Raw genomic sequence first — 17779 nt, forward strand, 5'->3', positions numbered from 1 at the left:
CGGCGCCCTTTGCTGTGCGCGTCAGGCCTTGACGCGGACTTCCTTGCGGACGTCGGCCGCGATCTGCGCCGACTCGTCCAGGGTGTACGTCTTGGCGCCCGCGGTCGGCTCCACGACGCCCAGCGTGCTGTAGTCCGCCCAGATGCACATGAAGGTCTTCTGGGTCTTCTCGGTGACCAGGTTCTTGGACTCGGCCTGCTGACACTTCATCACGGCGCCCTCGAAGCCGTCCGGCGAGACGGTCTCGGCCTCACCGATCAGCTTGACGTCCTCCTCGCTCTCCTTCTTGAACTGGGCGAACGTCGTGTCGAGGGCCTTCTCCGGGTCCTCCACCTTGCCGTAGACACCGAAGTAGGTGACGTTCTCGGCGCTTTCCGCCTTCTCCAGCTCGCTCGGGTCGCTGATGGCCGTCAGGTCGACGGTCGAGTAGATGGCGGCGACCGACGTGGCGTCGCTGACTCCGGCCTTCGCGAGGTCCTTCGCGTCGCTCGAACTCGCCTCTTCCTCCTGGGCGTCGCCCATGCGCTGGTACTTGTCCGTCGCGAGGGAGGCAGGAGCGGTGAGCTTGTGCGGACCGTCGTCCTCTATGCCGCCCGCACCGCTGCCGCTGCCGATCAGGAAGTACGCGCCGACGCCCAGCGCCGCCACAACCGCCACCGCACCGATGATCAGGCCCGTCTTCTTCTTGCCGCCGCCGGGGGCGGGCGGCTGGGGCATGCCGTAAGGAGCCTGGCCGCCCGGGGGCTGCTGCGGGTAGCCGTAGCCGGGCTGGGTGGGCGGGGCCTGCTGGGGATAGCCGTAGCCGGGCTGAGGAGGCGGGGCCTGCTGGGGGTAGCCATAACCGGGCTGAGGGGGCGGAGCCTGCGGAGGGTAGCCGGCACCGGGCTGGGGGGCCTGCGGCTGCTGGCCGTACGGGCCCGGCTGGCCGTACGGTCCGGGCTGCTCGGGCTGCCCGCCGTACGGGCCCGGCTGGTTGTAGCTCATCTCTGGGTTCCCCTCCAGATGTTTATGTGTTCCCGACATCCTGGCCCAGGCACAGGGAACGCACGGCATCGGGGTGCGCAGTGTTACAGAACAAACGCGTTTCGGGACACGCCCGGGACACCCCTAAACTGAGCGGGTGACCGAGAACGCTCAGCAGCAGCCACCAGCGCCCGACACCGAACTGCCGACCCAGTACGCGCCGGCCGATGTAGAGGGGCCGCTGTACGAGCGCTGGGTGGAGCGGGGTTACTTCGAGGCGGACGCGAAGAGCGACAAGCCGCCGTACACCGTCGTCATTCCGCCGCCGAACGTCACCGGCAGCCTGCACCTCGGGCACGCCTTCGAGCACACCCTCATCGATGCCCTGACGCGTCGTAAGCGCATGCAGGGGTTCGAGACGCTCTGGCAGCCGGGCATGGACCACGCCGGTATCGCCACGCAGAACGTCGTCGAGCGCGAGCTGGGGAAGGGAGGCAAGTCCCGGCACGACCTCGGTCGTGAGGCGTTCGTCGAGCGTGTCTGGCAGTGGAAGGCCGAGTCCGGCGGGCAGATCAGCGGACAGATGCGGCGGCTCGGTGACGGTGTTGCCTGGTCCCGTGAGCGCTTCACCATGGACGAGGGGCTCTCACAGGCCGTTCAGACCATCTTCAAGCGGCTTTACGACGACGAGCTGATCTACCGCGCCGAGCGCATCATCAACTGGTGCCCCCGGTGCCTCACTGCGATCTCGGACATCGAGGTCGAGTACCAGGACGACGACGGCGAGCTCGTCTCCATGAAGTACGGCGACGGGGACGAGACGATCGTCGTCGCCACAACCCGTGCCGAGACGATGCTCGGTGACACCGCTGTCGCCGTTCACCCCGACGACGAGCGCTACAAGCACCTGGTCGGCAAGCTCATCAAGCTGCCGTTGACCGAGCGTTCGATCCCGGTCGTCGCCGACACCCACGTCGACCCCGAGTTCGGCACCGGCGCCGTCAAGGTCACCCCGGCCCACGACCCGAACGACTTCGAGATCGGCCAGCGGCACGACCTGCCGGCCATCACGATCATGGACGAGCACGCCGTCATCACCGCCCACGGTCCCTTCCAGGGCCTGGACCGGCTGGAGGCCCGCTCGGCCATCGTCGCCGCGCTGCGCGCCGAGGGCCGGATCGTCGCCGAGAAGCGGCCGTACGTCCACTCGGTGGGCCACTGTTCGCGCTGCAAGACGACGATCGAGCCGCGCCTGTCGATGCAGTGGTGGGTCAAGGTCGGCCCGCTTGCCAAGGCCGCCGGTGACGCGGTCCGCGACGGCCGTGTCAAGATCCACCCGCAGGAGATGGAGAAGCGGTACTTCGACTGGGTCGACAACCTCCACGACTGGTGTATTTCACGGCAGTTGTGGTGGGGCCACCGCATCCCGGTCTGGTACGGCCCGAACGGCGAGGTCGTCTGCGTCGGCCCCGACGACGAGGTCCCGACCGGCGAGGGCTGGCACCAGGACACCGACGTCCTCGACACCTGGTTCTCCTCGGGCCTTTGGCCCTTCTCGACCCTCGGCTGGCCCGAACAGACCGAATCCCTCGCGAAGTTCTACCCGAACTCCGTCCTGGTCACCGGCTACGACATCCTTTTCTTCTGGGTTGCCCGGATGATGATGTTCGGCCTGTACGCGATGGACGGCACCCCGCCGTTCCACACCATCGCCCTGCACGGCATGGTCCGCGACCAGTTCGGCAAGAAGATGTCGAAGTCCTTTGGGAACGCGGTCAATCCGCTGGACTGGATGGACAAGTACGGCAGCGACGCGCTCAGGTTCACTCTGGCCCGCGGCGCGAACCCGGGCGTCGACGTCCCGATCGGTGAGGACTGGGTCCAGGGTTCCCGGAACTTCGCCAACAAGATCTGGAACGCCACGCGTTTCGCGCTGATGAACGGCGCGACGGTGGACGGGCCCCTGCCGGCCCCGTCGGCGATGTCCTCGACCGACCGCTGGATCCTGTCCCGCCTCAACTCGGTCGTCGCCGAAGTCGACGCGCTCTACGACGACTTCCAGTTCGCGAAGCTGTCGGACGCGCTCTTCCACTTCGCCTGGGACGAGGTCTTCGACTGGTACGTCGAGCTGTCGAAGACCACCTTCCAGGCGGGCGGCGAGCCCGCGGAGGTCTCCAAGCGCGTCCTGGGCGAGGTCCTCGACGTCACGCTCAAGCTGCTCCACCCGGTCGTCCCGTTCGTCACGGAGACCCTGTGGACGACCCTCACGGGCGGCGAGTCGGTCGTCATCGCCGAGTGGCCGAAGGACAGTGGCTTCCGGGACGCGGCCGCCGAGCGGGAGATCGAGACGCTCCAGTCGGTCATCACGGAGGTCCGCCGCTTCCGCGCCGACCAGGGCCTCCAGCCGGGTCAGCGCGTCCCGGCCCGTCTGACCCTGGACGGCACGGCCCTCGCCCCGCACGAGCCGGCCATCCGCCAGCTGCTGCGGCTCCAGCCGGAGGGCGACTCCTTCACGGCCACCGCGACCCTGCCGGTCGCCGGCGCCGAGGTCGCCCTCGACCTCTCCGGCACGATCGACGTCGCCGCCGAGCGCAAGCGCCTGGCCAAGGACCTCGCCGCCGCGGAGAAGGAGAAGGCCCAGGCACACGCCAAGCTCGGCAACGAGGCGTTCCTCGCGAAGGCCCCGGACAACGTCGTGGAGAAGATCCGAGGCCGCCTGGCGAAGGCGGACGAGGACATCGCCCGAATCAAGGCGCAGCTGGAGAGGCTGCCGCAGGCGTAGGCGTTCGTACGGCCACGAAGGCCCCCGGTGCTGTCATGCGCCGGGGGCTTTTGCCGACCTTCTTGGGGGCGCGGGGAACTGCGCGACCAGCCCCAACGCGCCCGCACCCGCCGACCAAGACCAGCCACCCCACTCCGTAGGCACTCCGTAGGCACGCTGTCAGTCGCCCTCCGTAGACTGACCCCGTGAGTGAAAGCGACGACCCCTTCGACGAGATCATCGCGGCTGAGACCGAGCGGGACCCGGATCTCGCGGTCATCGAGGCCGGCAGCCGCACCCTGCGCACCCAGGGCGGACAGCCGCAGGCCGACGTGCCGACGCGCCCGGCGGACCCCGAGGTCGACAAGGCCCTCCGCGAGGTCGAGGCGGAGCTGGCGACCCGCTGGGGCGAGACCAAGCTGGAGCCCTCGGTCAGCAGGATCGCCGCGCTGATGGACGTGCTCGGCGAGCCGCAGCGGTCGTACCCCTCGATCCACATCACCGGCACCAACGGCAAGACCTCCACCGCCCGCATGATCGAGGCCCTGCTGGGCGCCTTCGAACTGCGCACCGGGCGGTACACATCCCCTCACGTGCAGTCGGTCACCGAGCGGATCAGTCTCGACGGTGCGCCGATCTCCGCCGAGGGGTTCATCGAGACGTACGAGGACATCAAGCCGTACATCGAGATGGTCGACTCCCAGCAGGAGTACCGGCTGTCGTTCTTCGAGGTGCTGACCGCCATGGCGTACGCCGCCTTCGCGGACGCGCCCGTCGACGTGGCCGTCGTCGAGGTCGGCATGGGCGGCTCCTGGGACGCCACCAATGTGATCGACGCCGATGTCGCCGTCGTCACCCCCATCGACCTCGATCACACCGACCGGCTCGGTGAGACGCCCGCCCTGATCGCCGGTGAGAAGTCGGGGATCATCAAGCAGGACGCCACGGTCATCCTGGCGCAGCAGCCGGTCGACGCCGCTCAGGTGATGCTGAAGAAGGCGGTCGAGGTCGACGCCACCGTGGCCCGCGAGGGCCTGGAGTTCGGGGTCGTCGCGCGGCAGGTCGCCGTCGGCGGGCAGCTGGTCACCCTGCGCGGGCTCGGCGGTGAGTACCCCGAGGTGTATCTGCCGCTGCACGGCGCCTACCAGGCGCACAACGCGGCCGTGGCGCTCGCCGCCGTCGAGGCGTTCTTCGGCGTCGGCGCCCAGCGTCCCGACCAGCTCGCCCTGGACACCGTGCGCACGGCCTTCGCCTCCGTGGCCTCGCCGGGGCGGCTCGAAGTCGTACGGCGCTCTCCCACCGTCGTCCTGGACGCCGCGCACAATCCCGCGGGCGCGCGTGCCGTGGCCGATTCGATCGGTGAGGCCTTCGACTTCAGCCGGCTGATCGGAGTGGTCGGGGCCAGCGCCGACAAGAACGTACGGGGGCTGCTGGAGGCCTTCGAGCCGATCTTCGCCGAAGTCGTCGTCACGCAGAACTCCAGCCACCGCGCCATGGACACCGACGAGCTGGCCGCGATCGCGGTCGAGGTGTTCGGCGAGGAGCGGGTGCAGGTCGAGCCGCGGCTGCCGGACGCCCTGGAGGCCGCGATCACGCTGGCCGAGGAGGAGGGCGAGTTCGCGGGCGGCGGTGTGCTCGTCACCGGTTCCGTCATCACCGTCGGCGAGGCACGGCTGCTGCTGGGGAAGGGCTGAGTTCCAGGAATGCGTACGCTCTGTTCCTCGACCCTGATCGGCGAGGTCTTCATCATCGGCTTCGCCGGTCTGGTCGCCATGAAGGACGACGATCTGTCCATGTCCACGGTGTGGACGGTCAGCGGTGTCGCGATGTTCCTGTGCGTGGTGCTGTGCGGTCTGGTGACCCGCCCGGGCGGCGTCGCACTGGGCTGGACCCTCCAGATCGCCCTCATCGCCTCCGGCTTCATCGTGCCGACGATGTTCTTCCTCGGCGCGATCTTCGCGGCGCTGTGGTGGGCGTCGGTGCACTACGGGCGGAAGATCGACGAGGCGAAGGCGAGATTCGCGGCCGGCCAGGCGGATCAGCCTGACGCTGCGTAACGACCACTCAGCCGGGCCCTGTAGCCTCATCATCACCCCGCACAACCTTTGATTCAAAGGAGCTCGCTCGTGACGCAGCGCACCCTCGTCCTCCTCAAGCCCGACGCAGTCCGTCGTGGCCTGACCGGCGAGATCATCAGCCGTATTGAGCGCAAGGCGGGCTGGCAGATCACCGCGCTGGAGCTGCGCACCCTGGACCAGGAGACCCTGGAGCAGCACTACGGCGAGCACAAGGGCAAGCCCTTCTACGAGCCGCTGGTGGAGTTCATGGCCTCCGGCCCGGTCGTGGCCCTGATCGTCGAGGGCGAGCGGGTCATCGAGGGGCTGCGTGCCCTCGCCGGTCCGACCGACCCGATCGCCGCCGCGCCCGGCTCCATCCGCGGTGATTTCGGCGTGATCGTCCGCGAGAACCTGATCCACGCCTCCGACTCCGAGGAGTCCGCCGACCGCGAGGTGAAGATCTTCTTTCCCGGTCACGCCTGACCGTGGACCCGCCCGTCACCGAGCCTTCATCTGAGGGACCGTCATGTCCGGCGTGTCGCCCTGCCTGACCTGGGACGGCCGGTTATTTCCGGCCGTCCTCCGGCATATGCGTGCCGATCGGGGGAACGAGAGCCCCCGATGGACCGTCTCCAGCAGCGAGGCGGCTCATGATCTGCTGACAATGGCGAAGACCCTCGCGCAGTGTTCGGGAAGGCGCGTCTACGATGGAAGCCTTCACGTCACCGCACCCACTTCGCCGACCTGAAAAGCCCTCAAAAGCTCTGTGGGAAGGCCAGACGAATCCTCATGGGGAACTCAATGTCGTTCATCGGCCGTGACATGGCTGTCGACCTCGGGACCGCCAACACGCTGGTGTACGTCAGGGGTCGCGGGATCGTACTCAACGAGCCGTCCGTGGTCGCGATCAACACCAACACCGGTGGCATTCTCGCGGTCGGCGCCGAAGCGAAGAAGATGATCGGGCGCACGCCCGGCAACATCGTTGCCGTACGGCCGCTGAAGGACGGCGTGATCGCCGACTTCGAGATCACCGAGCGGATGCTCCGCTACTTCATCCTGAAGATCCACAAGCGGCGTTATCTGGCTCGTCCGCGGGTCGTCGTCTGTGTTCCCTCGGGCATCACGGGCGTCGAGCGCCGTGCCGTCATCGAGGCGTCGTCCCAGGCCGGCGCCCGCCAGGTGCACATCATCGAGGAGCCCATGGCCGCGGCCATCGGCTCCGGCCTGCCGGTCCACGAGGCCACGGGCAACATGGTGGTGGACATCGGCGGCGGCACCACGGAGGTCGCGGTCATCTCCCTCGGCGGCATCGTCACCGCCCAGTCCATCCGCGTCGCCGGCGACGAACTGGACAACGCGATCATCCAGCACATCAAGAAGGAGTACTCGCTCCTGCTGGGTGAGCGGACGGCGGAACAGATCAAGATCACGATCGGTTCGGCGTACGACCTCGACGCTGACGAACACACCGAAATCCGCGGCCGGGACCTTGTCTCCGGACTGCCCAAGACCGTCGTCATCTCCGCCGCCGAAGTGCGCAAGGCGATCGAGGAACCGGTCAACGCCATCGTCGACGCCGTGAAGACGACCCTCGACAAGTGCCCGCCCGAGCTGTCCGGCGACATCATGGACCGCGGGATCGTGCTCACCGGCGGCGGCGCCCTGCTGCGCGGCCTGGACGAGCGGCTGCGCCGGGAGACCGGCATGCCGATCCATATCGCCGAGGATCCGCTGGACAGCGTCGCGCTCGGTTCCGGCAAGTGCGTCGAGGAGTTCGAGGCGTTGCAGCAGGTGCTCGACGCCCAGCCGCGCAGATGACGTAACTCTTCGATTCCGCCGTACGAGACGATCTCTTCTTGTGCGGCGGATCGTTGATATTGAGACATAAGCTCACCCATAAACGCTGCTCTTCATCACCTGCACATTCCTAGAGGGAAGGCACGGCCGCCGCACGTGAGGGACACGAAAGAGAGCCGGCTGCTCCTGGTGCTGCTGATCGCCATCGCGTTCGCGTTGATCACGGTGGACATCCGCGGTGGGGAGGACTCACCGGTCGACGGTGCCCGCCAGGGGGCGGCCGCCGTGTTCGGCCCGATCGAGGACGGCGTGTCGGCAGCGGTCGACCCGGTCGGCAACGCGGTCTCCGCGATCCGTGACTCCGGCGAGCGGCACGACCGGCTCGCCGCGCTGGAGCAGGAGAACGCGGCCCTCAAGGCGAAGCTCGGCAGCGACGACCGCAACCGCAGCAGGCTGACCCAGCTCGACAAGATGCTGAAGATCGCGGGCAAGGGCCAGTACGGCATCAAGGGCGCCGAGGTCATCGCCATAGGGGCGGCCCAGGGCTTCTCCTGGACCATCACCATCGACGTCGGCGCCAATGACGGCATCAAGCGCGACATGACCGTCCTCAACGGCGACGGCCTGGTCGGGCGGGTGACGACCGTCGGCCCCAACACCGCCACCGTGCTGCTCGCCAGCGACCCGGACTTCACCGTCGGCACCCGGATGGAGGCCAGCGACGAGCTCGGCTTCGCCTCCGGACAGGGCGACCGTCCGCTGCGCGTCGAACTCCTCAACGGCAAGGCCGAGGTGAAGAAGGGCGACCGTCTGGTCACCTTCGGCTCGCAGGCCGACAAGCCCTTCGTGCCCGGCGTGCCGGTCGGCGTGGTCTCCCGCGTCGACCCCTCCGGCGGCGACCTGACCCGCACGCTGTACGTCACGCCGTATGTCAGCTTCACCAAGCTCGACGTCATCGGCGTCGTCGTCGAGACCCCGCAGCAGGACCCGGGCGACACCGTGCTGCCGAGCAAGCCGAAGCCCACCCCCACGCCGACCGTGACGGTGACGGTGACGCCCTCCGCCGGGGCGCCCGTCGACGGCCAGTACGAGCAAGAGCAGTAGGAGCTGAGCCCCATGCGCGTCAACCGGATCCTGCTCTCCACCTCGCTGGTCGTCGTCGCCCTGGTGCTCCAGGTGAGCGTCCTCGCCCGCCTCCACCTCCCGGGCGCCGTCCCCGACCTGCTGCTGCTCACCGTCCTGGGCCTCGCCATGGTGTACGGCCATGTCGGCGGCGCCCTCGTCGGCTTCGGCGCCGGTCTGCTCGCCGACCTCGCCCCGCCCGCCGACCACGCCGCCGGCCGCTACGCCCTGGTGCTGTGCGTCATCGGCTATCTCGCCGGGCTGGCCAAACCGGACAACGGACGGCTGAAGTCGGCCACCGGCCCCATGGTCGTGGTCGTCGCCGCGGCGCTCGGCTCCACCCTGCTGTACGCCGGAGTCGGCGCCCTCGTCGGCGACACCGCCGCCCGCCATGTCGGCCTCGGCAGCCTGCTGTTCACGGCCGCGCTGTACGACCTGCTGCTCGCCCCGTTCGTCGTCCCCGGGATCATGGGACTGGCCCGGCGCGCGGAGAACGACCCGCTCGCCGAGACCAACTCGGCCGCCAAGTCCACCGACATCTCCACCGGCTGGCTCTCCTCCGGCACCGGGCTGCGGATCGGCGGACAGCGGGGCGGCCTCAGGGTGAAGGCGGCCCGGTCGCGGGTGGCCCGTGCCGGACGCATCAAGGGGGTCAAGCGGCTGTGATCCCAGGGGACTTGAGCGCCCCGAAGGGGCGCGGGGAACTGCGCGACAAGCCACGACGGCACTGCAGCCGATCAACAGCCCATCGCGGCACCACCCGCGGAGCGTTTCGTACTGAGAGGGGGAGGCAGCAGCAGTGACCAACATCCCGGAGACCGGTCGGACCCCACGTGTCCAGACCAGGCTCATCGTCATCCAGATCCTCGTCCTCTCCCTCCTCGGCACCCTCGGCGGGCGCCTGTGGTACCTCCAGATCCGGGAGGGACAGGAGTACGCCAAGGAGGCGTCCGGCAACCACGTCCAGCAGGTCGTCCAGCCCGCCGTACGCGGCTCCATCCTGGACGCGCGCGGGGTGCCCGTCGCGGACAACGAGACCCGGCTCGTCGTGTCCGCCTCACGCACCGAGCTGCTGAAGATGGCGGACGACGGCAAGGCCGTCCTGACCAAGCTCGCGGGCGTGCTGGGCATGAAGCCCAAGGAGGTCATGGACAAGGTCCGGCTGTGCGACGCGAAGACGCCGCAGCCCTGCTGGAACGGCTCGCCGTACCAGCCGATCCCCGTCACCGACGAGGCCACGCCCCGCCAGGCCCTCCAGATCCGCGAACGCTCCGAGGACTTCCCCGGCATCACCGCCGAGCCGCAGGCCGTGCGCCGCTATGCCGCCCCCGGCGGAGCCAACACCGCGCAGGTCCTCGGCTACCTCTCCCCGGTCACCGACGAGGAGATCACCCAGGCCCAGGACACCAGCTCGCCCTATCTGCGCTCCGACCAGGTCGGCCGCTCGGGCCTGGAGCGCGAGTACGACAAGGAGCTGCGCGGCAAGGCCGGCGTCACCCGCTACGAGGTCGACAACCTCGGCCGCGTCATCGGCGAGGCCGAGGCCGACGCGGCCCAGCCCGGCTCCAACCTCGTCACCAGCATCGACTCCCGGGTCCAGCGCGTCGCCGAGTTCGAGCTGAACGAGGCGATGAAGACCGCCCGCAAGGAGTTCGACGACAACACCGGCGAGAACTACAAGGCGGACTCCGGCGCCGTCGTCGTGATGGAGGCCAAGACCGGCCGGGTCGTCGCCATGGCGTCCAACCCGTCGTACGACCCGAACGCCTGGGTCGGCGGCATCTCCGCCAAGGACTACACCAGGCTCACCGGCAAGAGCTCCAACTACCCGCTGCTGAACAGGGCCATACAGGGTCAGGCCGCGCCCGGCTCGATCTTCAAGGTGGTCTCCACGGCCGCCGCGGTCGAGGCCGGCTACGACTTCGACGGCAACTACGACTGCTCCAGCTCGTACTCCGTCGGCGGCCAGGTCTTCAAGAACTTCGAGTCGCAGAGCTACGGCCCGATCGGTCTGGGCCGGGCCCTGGAGGTCTCCTGCGACACCGTCTTCTACGGCCTCGCGCACAACGAATGGAAGAAGGACGGCGGCATCAACCCGAAGAAGGGTGAGCCCAAGGACTACTTCTTCAAGGCGGCCCACCAGTTCGGCCTCGGCAAGGAGACCGGCATCGACCTGCCCAACGAGGTCACCGGCCGCGTCCCGGACCGCCAGTGGAAGGAGAGCTACTGGAAGGCCAACAAGGACGGCTGGTGCAAGACCGGCAACAAGGACGGTTCCTACGTCGAGAAGATTGCGTACGAGAACTGCCTCGAAGGCAACAAGATGCGCGCCGGTGACGAGATCAACTACTCCATCGGCCAGGGCGACACGCTCGTGACCCCCATCCAGATGGCCACGATCTACTCGGCGATCTCCAACGGCGGCACCCTGTACGACCCGACCGTCGGCAAGGCGATCATCAGCGCCGACGGCAAGGACGTCTCGGCGATCAAGCCCCAGTCGCACGGCAAGCTGCCGGTCAGCGGGCAGACGCTGGCCAAGATGGACGACGCCCTGGCCGGCGTCGCCACCCGCGGTACCGCCGCCTGGCGCTTCGGCGGCTGGCCGCAGGACGAGATCCCGATGCACGCCAAGACCGGTACCGCCGAGGTCTACGGCAAGCAGACGACCTCGTGGTTCGCGACGTACACCAAGGACTACTCGATCGTGATGACGATCTCGCAGGGCGGTACGGGTTCCGGAGCCTCCGGACCGGCCGTGCGCAACATATACGACGCCCTGTACGGCGTCTCCGACGACGGCGAGATCAACAAGAAGAACGCCCTGCTCCCCACGCCGCAGTCGAGCCTGCCGAAGATCAAGACGGACGGTTCGATCACCGCGCCGAAGATCAAGGGGGACCCGGCGAAGGAGCAGCAGGCCAGCCAGAAGGGCAAGGACGCGCTGGACGAGGCGGAGCAGGCGGCGGCCACGGTGCAGACGCCGAGCACCGGGAACCGTGACACCCGCCGCAGGAGGCGGAGGAAGGGAAGCCGGAGGATGCTCACATGACCGGCAACAGCTTCTCCGTCTCCGGGTACGGACCCGAACGCGCGGGCTGGACCCGGCTGTTCGCCCGTGACTCGCTCGCCCGCCGGCTCGACTGGCCGATACTGCTGTCGGCCATCGGGCTGTCGCTGATCGGCGCGCTCCTCGTCTACTCGGCGACCCGCAACCGCACCGAGCTCAACCAGGGCGACCCGTACTACTTCCTCATCCGCCACCTGCTCAACACCGGCATCGGGTTCGCCCTGATGATCGGCACGGTCTGGCTGGGCCACCGCACCCTGCGCGGGGCCGTGCCGATCCTGTACGGCCTCTCGGTGTTCCTGGTGCTGCTGGTGCTCACCCCGCTCGGTGCGACCATCAACGGCGCCCATGCCTGGATCGTCATCGGCGGCGGCTTCTCGCTCCAGCCCTCCGAGTTCGTGAAGGTCACGATCATCCTGGGCATGGCGATGCTGCTGGCGGCCCGGGTGGACGCGGGCGACAAGCAGTACCCGGACCATCGCACCGTCCTCCAGGCGCTGGGCCTGGCCACCGTGCCGATACTGGTCGTCCTGCTCATGCCCGACCTCGGCTCGGTCATGGTCATGGTCATCATCGTGCTGGGTGTGCTGCTCGCCTCGGGCTCCTCCAACCGCTGGGTCTTCGGGCTGCTCGGTATCGGCATCGCGGGCGCGATCGCGGTCTGGCAGCTGGGGGTGCTGGACGAGTACCAGCTCAACCGCTTCGCCGCCTTCGCCAACCCCGAGCTCGACCCGGCAGGCGTCGGCTACAACACCAACCAGGCCCGTATCGCGATCGGTTCGGGCGGGCTGACGGGCTCGGGCCTGTTCCACGGCTCGCAGACCACCGGCCAGTTCGTCCCGGAACAGCAGACCGACTTCGTGTTCACGGTCGCAGGGGAGGAGCTGGGCTTCGTCGGCGGCGGCCTGATCATCGTGCTGCTGGGCATCGTGCTGTGGCGGGCCTGCCGGATCGCCCGCGAGACGACCGAGCTGTACGGCACGATCGTCGCCGCCGGGATCATCGCCTGGTTCGCCTTCCAGTCCTTCGAGAACATCGGGATGACGCTCGGGATCATGCCGGTGGCGGGTCTGCCGCTGCCGTTCGTGTCATACGGCGGTTCATCCATGTTCGCGGTGTGGGTGGCGGTGGGACTGTTGCAGTCGATTCGGGTGCAACGGCCCATGTCGGCGTAAGTCGGTCAACCTCCGGGTTCCCTGCCGTTCATTCGTGATTCACCTCCTGTAGGCACTGTCGTCCTGCCTCGCCTGCCACTAGATTCAGTGCATGGCGGACACGAAGCGCGAAATCGAGCGCAAGTATGAATCCGACGAGAGTGGACTGCCCGACCTCACCGGCATCGCCGGAGTAGCAGACGTAGTGGACAAGGGTGTCGCCGAACTCGACGCCACCTACTACGACACCGTCGACGAGCGCCTCGCGGCCGCCTCGATCACGCTGCGCCGCAGGACCGGCGGCTCCGACGCGGGCTGGCACCTGAAGTTCCCGGTCGGGCCCGACGTCCGCGACGAGATCCAGGCCCCCCTCTCCGACGAACTGCCACCCGCCTTCGCCGGGCTCGTCCGCTCACGCGTCCGGGACGCCGAACTGGTCCCCGTGGTCCGGCTGCGCTCCGCCCGGGACCTCCGCGACCTCCTGAACGCCGACCGCCGCCTCCTCGCCGAGGTCAGCGTCGACGCCGTACACGCCGAGCGGCTCACCACGGGCGGCGGCACCGCCCAGTGGACCGAGATCGAGGTCGAGCTCGCCGACGGCGGCGACCCGGAGTTCCTCGACAAGGTGGACAAGCGACTGCGCAAGGCGGGCGTACGGCCCTCGAAATCGGCGTCGAAGCTCGCGCGCGCCCTGGAGGAGACCGCCCCGACGAAGCGTGAGCCCGGACCCGTCAAGGCCCCCGAGACCGCGGGCGACCACGTGCTCGCCTACGTGCGCGAGCAGCGCGACGCCATCGTCGGACTCGACCCCGCCGTACGCCAGGACGCCGAGGACTCCGTGCACAGCATGCGCGTCGCCACCCGCCGCATGCGCAGCACCTTCAAGTCGTACGGCAGGATCCTCGACCGGACGATCACCGACCCCATCGGCGACGAGCTGAAGTGGCTGGCCGGCGAGCTGGGCGTGGACCGGGACCGCGAGGTGCTGAACGAACGCCTGATGGCGGCCCTCGACGAGGTGCCCGAGACGCTGGTCTCCGGCCCGGTAGCCGACCGGATCGGCAAGTGGGCCGGCGACCGGCCCGGCGGGGCGAGCAGCCGGCTGATCGGGGTCCTCGACTCCCGCCGCTACCTGGACCTGCTCGAATCCCTGGACGCCGTGCTCGCCGACCCGCCGCTGCTCAAGGCGGCCGGTAAGGACCCCGGCAAGATGCTCCCCAAGGCCGTGCGGAAGGACTTCGGCAAGGTCTCCGCCCTCGTCGAGCAGGCGCTGGAGCTGGAGCCCGGCACCGACCGGGACGTCGCCATCCACGAGGCCCGCAAGAAGACCAAGCGCACCCGCTACGCGGCGGAGGCCGCCACCCCGGCCCTCGGCAAGCCCGCCAAGGACCTGGCCAAGACGATGAAGTCCCTCCAGACCCTGCTCGGGGAGCACCAGGACAGCGTCATGGCCCGCCTGACCCTGCGCGAGCTGTCCGCCCTCGCGCACGCGGCAGGAGAGAGCGCCTTCACCTACGGGCTGCTGTACGGCCGCGAGGAGCAGCGGGCGGCGACCGTGGAGGCCGAGCTGCCCGACTCCTGGAAGAAGATCACGGGCGGACCGATGGTCTGAACGTACGGGGGCCCTTCTCAACCGCGTTAGTCTAGATGGTCACCCCTGTCATTCCAGTCCCGCTCACGAAGGTTCGCGAGATGCCTGCCGAAGTCGCTGCGGCCGCAGAGTCCGTGTTTCCGCAGCTCGAAGCGCTGCTCCCGCATGTGCAGAAGCCGATCCAGTACGTCGGCGGCGAGCTCAACTCCACGGTCAAGCCGTGGGAGTCGTGCGACGTCCGCTGGTCCCTGATGTACCCGGACGCGTACGAGGTCGGCCTGCCCAACCAGGGCGTCATGATCCTCTACGAGGTCCTGAACGAGCAGCAGGGCGTCCTCGCCGAGCGCACCTACAGCGTCTGGCCGGACCTGGAGGCGCTGATGCGGGAGCACGGCGTCCCGCAGTTCACGGTGGACAGCCACCGCCCGGTCAAGGCCTTCGACGTGTTCGGCCTCAGCTTCTCCACGGAGCTGGGCTACACCAACATGCTGACGGCGCTGGACCTGGCGGGCATCCCGCTGGAGTCCAAGGACCGTACGCTCGACGACCCGATCGTCCTGGCCGGCGGCCACGCCGCCTTCAACCCCGAGCCGATCGCCGCCTTCATCGACGCGGCGATCATCGGCGACGGCGAGCAGGCCGTGCTCGACATGACGCGGATCATCCGCGACTGGAAGGCGGAGGGGCGTCCGGGCGGCCGCGAGGAGGTCCTGTTCCGCCTGGCGAAGACGGGCTCGGTCTACATCCCGGCGTTCTACGACGTCGAGTACCTCCCGGACGGCCGTATCGCCCGCGTGGTCCCCAACAAGTCGGGTGTCCCGTGGCGCGTGTCGAAGCACACCGTCATGGACCTCGACGAGTGGCCGTACCCCAAGCAGCCCCTCGTCCCGCTCGCGGAGACCGTCCATGAGCGGATGTCCGTCGAGATCTTCCGCGGCTGCACCCGCGGCTGCCGCTTCTGCCAGGCGGGCATGATCACCCGCCCGGTCCGTGAACGCTCCATCACGGGCATCGGCGAGATGGTGGAGAAGGGCCTGAAGGCGACGGGTTTCGAGGAGGTCGGCCTCCTCTCCCTCTCCTCCGCGGACCACTCGGAGATCGGCGACATCGCCAAGGGCCTGGCGGACCGCTACGAGGAGGACAAGATCGGCCTGTCCCTCCCGTCGACCCGCGTGGACGCCTTCAACGTGGATCTGGCCAACGAACTGACTCGCAACGGCCGCCGCTCGGGCCTGACGTTCGCCCCTGAGGGCGGCTCGGAACGCATGCGCAAGGTCATCAACAAGATGGTCTCGGAAGAGGACCTGATCCGGACGGTGGCCACGGCGTACGGCAACGGCTGGCGCCAGGTGAAGCTGTACTTCATGTGCGGCCTGCCGACGGAGACCGACGACGACGTCCTCCAGATCGCCGACATGGCGATGAACGTCATCCAGAAGGGCCGCGAGGTCTCGGGCCAGAACGACATCCGCTGCACGGTGTCGATCGGCGGCTTCGTCCCCAAGCCGCACACCCCCTTCCAGTGGGCCCCGCAGCTCTCGGCGGAAGAGACGGACGCGCGCCTGGGGAAGCTGCGTGACAAGATCCGCGGCGACAAGAAGTACGGCCGCTCGATCGGCTTCCGCTACCACGACGGCAAGCCCGGCATCGTCGAAGGCCTGCTCTCCCGCGGCGACCGCCGTATCGGCGCCGTCATCCGCGCGGTCTACGAGGACGGCGGCCGCTTCGACGGCTGGCGCGAGCACTTCTCCTACGACCGCTGGATGCGCTGCGCGGAGAAGACACTGCCCGCCTTCGGCGTCGACGTCGACTGGTACACGACCCGCGAGAAGACCTACGAGGAGGTCCTCCCGTGGGACCACCTCGACTCCGGCCTCGACAAGGACTGGCTCTGGGAGGACTGGCAGGACGCCCTCGACGAGACGGAGGTCGAGGACTGCCGGTGGACGCCTTGCTTCGATTGTGGGGTGTGTCCGCAGATGGACACTTGGCCACAAGTGAGTAACAGCGGGAAGAAGTTGCTGCCGTTGACGGTCAAGAAGGATGCTGCGACCGGCGGACACGGGCACTGATGTGAGCGAGGCGTTGGGGCGCATCGTGGAGGCCCTGGGGGACGGCGGCGACGAAGAGGTTGCCGCCGTCCTGCGGGCGCTTGGTGTACGGAGTGGGCGAGATGGGGTTGGACGGGAGGCTCCTAGAACGCCGCTGCCGCCGCCTGGAGGCTCCATGGCCGTCATCTCCGAGGTGGAGTGGGTCTGAGGGGCTCGCAGTCAGGGAGGCGCCCGTACAGGGCGTATGGCCCAATGGCCACTCGTGCTTAGCAGCCGTGCTCCAGCCAGGGCCCGAGGTCGGGGCCGTTCAGCCGACGAGGCCACCGGCGGCCATCGTTCCCGTAGAAGCTGTGACCGGCGACAGACGACTCGCAAGCGCTGAGCAGATGCAGAAGTCAAGGTCGCTCGCCTACAGCGGCTCCGGCTGCTCCGTTCGGCCACACAAGTGTGCTGCCGACGAAGTATATTCGTTGTATTTCAGCGTACCCACTTCTTCTCAGGGGCCTTTGCACTAGCGTTGGGCTGTGTGCGCCCTAAGACGTGATATCCCGCCAGCGGCCAACCCGAAGCCGCATGAGTATCGCCAGCAACTCCCTAAGATGCGACTATATCTCAGTGACATCTCTGACGTTAATCGGCTATTGGATCGACGTACGCAAAGCGTGACGATACAAGCTGGCGATGCAACCGCAGAAACTATTGATGATCTCCGGGATGCAAACAAGAGAGAGCTGCGAACTGTACGCCTAATTACGAGCGGCCCACAAGCGGTCGTTGTATTCGGCGACTCGCCTGTCGTTCGAACCACAGAACAAGATCAAGTTGCCATTGATCTTGTTGATGATATTGCGAAGATGCTTAGGCCCAGGATGTCTTTCGGTGCTCGGCATCGCCGTCTTATGCAAACAGGTGCACTCATTTTTACCCTCGGTGGGATGGCCATTTCTTTCCTTCTCGTAGGCGTTTATAAGAATGTCTTCCTCATGGTGTTCCCGTACATAGTGTTGCTTGGTGGAGTTGTGTTGATCAACAGGCTAACCGACGGTAGAGCGGATATAATTCCGCTACTTCCTCGGGAAGCGCGAGAAGAGCGCGCAAAACAAAGAAACTTGTTGATCGCAGGAGTCTTCAGCTTCATCGGAGGGTTAGGTGTTGCCGCCTTGACCTTTTATCTGGGCTGGAAGCGCTGAGCCGAGAATAGGGGCTGCGT

The 17779-nt window shown here is 67.9% G+C and carries 13 protein-coding genes; 12 read left to right on the forward strand and 1 reads right to left on the reverse strand.

The genetic code is table 11. From position 1 onward, the window contains the following. Positions 1 to 21 precede the first annotated feature (21 nt). On the reverse strand, positions 22 to 984 hold the full coding sequence (locus tag ACIHFB_RS07275; RefSeq protein WP_365279217.1) for a hypothetical protein: 963 nt from the start codon (positions 982 to 984) through the stop codon (positions 22 to 24). 136 nt (positions 985 to 1120) lie between these two features. Here ACIHFB_RS07275 and ACIHFB_RS07280 point away from each other — a divergent pair, with 136 nt between their 5' ends. The 12 genes from ACIHFB_RS07280 (at position 1121) to ACIHFB_RS07335 (ending at position 17759) form a co-directional block, all read left to right on the forward strand. After that, on the forward strand, positions 1121 to 3745 hold the full coding sequence (locus tag ACIHFB_RS07280; RefSeq protein WP_365279215.1) for a valine--tRNA ligase: 2625 nt from the start codon (positions 1121 to 1123) through the stop codon (positions 3743 to 3745). Between the two features lie 185 nt (positions 3746 to 3930). Then, positions 3931 to 5418 carry a folylpolyglutamate synthase/dihydrofolate synthase family protein gene (locus ACIHFB_RS07285; protein ID WP_365279212.1) on the forward strand — a complete coding sequence of 496 codons (1488 nt, stop codon included), beginning with the start codon at positions 3931 to 3933 and terminating at the stop codon, positions 5416 to 5418. Positions 5419 to 5427: 9 nt separating this feature from the next. Continuing rightward, complete coding sequence (locus ACIHFB_RS07290) at positions 5428 to 5781, forward strand: DUF4233 domain-containing protein (protein WP_365279209.1); 354 nt, start codon at positions 5428 to 5430, stop codon at positions 5779 to 5781. A 69-nt stretch (positions 5782 to 5850) separates the two neighbouring features. Then, positions 5851 to 6264, forward strand: coding sequence for a nucleoside-diphosphate kinase (ndk, locus tag ACIHFB_RS07295; RefSeq protein ID WP_365279206.1), 414 nt, complete (start codon positions 5851 to 5853; stop codon positions 6262 to 6264). A 318-nt stretch (positions 6265 to 6582) separates the two neighbouring features. Then, positions 6583 to 7602 (forward strand): rod shape-determining protein, encoded by a 1020-nt coding sequence (locus tag ACIHFB_RS07300; protein ID WP_004931372.1) that lies wholly within the window; start codon positions 6583 to 6585, stop codon positions 7600 to 7602. Between the two features lie 135 nt (positions 7603 to 7737). Beyond that, positions 7738 to 8685, forward strand: a complete 948-nt coding sequence (gene mreC / locus ACIHFB_RS07305) for a rod shape-determining protein MreC (RefSeq protein WP_365279202.1) — start codon at positions 7738 to 7740, stop codon at positions 8683 to 8685. A gap of 12 nt (positions 8686 to 8697) precedes the next feature. Further along, complete coding sequence (mreD, locus tag ACIHFB_RS07310; protein WP_365279199.1) at positions 8698 to 9369, forward strand: rod shape-determining protein MreD; 672 nt, start codon at positions 8698 to 8700, stop codon at positions 9367 to 9369. A gap of 133 nt (positions 9370 to 9502) precedes the next feature. Further along, entirely contained in the window at positions 9503 to 11755 is a 2253-nt protein-coding gene (mrdA, locus tag ACIHFB_RS07315; RefSeq protein WP_400125773.1) for a penicillin-binding protein 2, read from the forward strand. Next, positions 11752 to 12948 (forward strand): rod shape-determining protein RodA, encoded by a 1197-nt coding sequence (gene rodA / locus ACIHFB_RS07320; RefSeq protein ID WP_365279193.1) that lies wholly within the window; start codon positions 11752 to 11754, stop codon positions 12946 to 12948. The genes mrdA and rodA overlap by 4 nt, the downstream gene beginning before the upstream one ends. A 91-nt stretch (positions 12949 to 13039) precedes the next feature. Beyond that, positions 13040 to 14539 carry a CYTH and CHAD domain-containing protein gene (locus tag ACIHFB_RS07325; protein ID WP_365279190.1) on the forward strand — a complete coding sequence of 500 codons (1500 nt, stop codon included), beginning with the start codon at positions 13040 to 13042 and terminating at the stop codon, positions 14537 to 14539. An 80-nt stretch (positions 14540 to 14619) separates the two neighbouring features. Beyond that, positions 14620 to 16590 carry a TIGR03960 family B12-binding radical SAM protein gene (locus tag ACIHFB_RS07330; protein ID WP_400125776.1) on the forward strand — a complete coding sequence of 657 codons (1971 nt, stop codon included), beginning with the start codon at positions 14620 to 14622 and terminating at the stop codon, positions 16588 to 16590. A gap of 641 nt (positions 16591 to 17231) precedes the next feature. Then, entirely contained in the window at positions 17232 to 17759 is a 528-nt protein-coding gene (locus ACIHFB_RS07335; protein ID WP_400125778.1) for a hypothetical protein, read from the forward strand. The last annotated feature ends 20 nt before the right edge of the window (positions 17760 to 17779 follow it).

Source organism: Streptomyces sp. NPDC051963 (assembly GCF_044593495.1).
Taxonomy (GTDB): Bacteria; Actinomycetota; Actinomycetes; order Streptomycetales; family Streptomycetaceae; genus Streptomyces.

Coding starts and splice junctions, on each gene's coding strand:
- ACIHFB_RS07275 (WP_365279217.1), bottom strand. CDS start 984: ATGAGCTACAACCAGCCGGGCCCGTACGGCGGGCAGCCCGAGCAGCCC.
- ACIHFB_RS07330 (WP_400125776.1), top strand. CDS start 14,620: ATGCCTGCCGAAGTCGCTGCGGCCGCAGAGTCCGTGTTTCCGCAGCTC.
- ACIHFB_RS07290 (WP_365279209.1), top strand. CDS start 5,428: ATGCGTACGCTCTGTTCCTCGACCCTGATCGGCGAGGTCTTCATCATC.
- ACIHFB_RS07300 (WP_004931372.1), top strand. CDS start 6,583: ATGTCGTTCATCGGCCGTGACATGGCTGTCGACCTCGGGACCGCCAAC.
- ACIHFB_RS07325 (WP_365279190.1), top strand. CDS start 13,040: ATGGCGGACACGAAGCGCGAAATCGAGCGCAAGTATGAATCCGACGAG.
- mreD (WP_365279199.1), top strand. CDS start 8,698: ATGCGCGTCAACCGGATCCTGCTCTCCACCTCGCTGGTCGTCGTCGCC.
- rodA (WP_365279193.1), top strand. CDS start 11,752: ATGACCGGCAACAGCTTCTCCGTCTCCGGGTACGGACCCGAACGCGCG.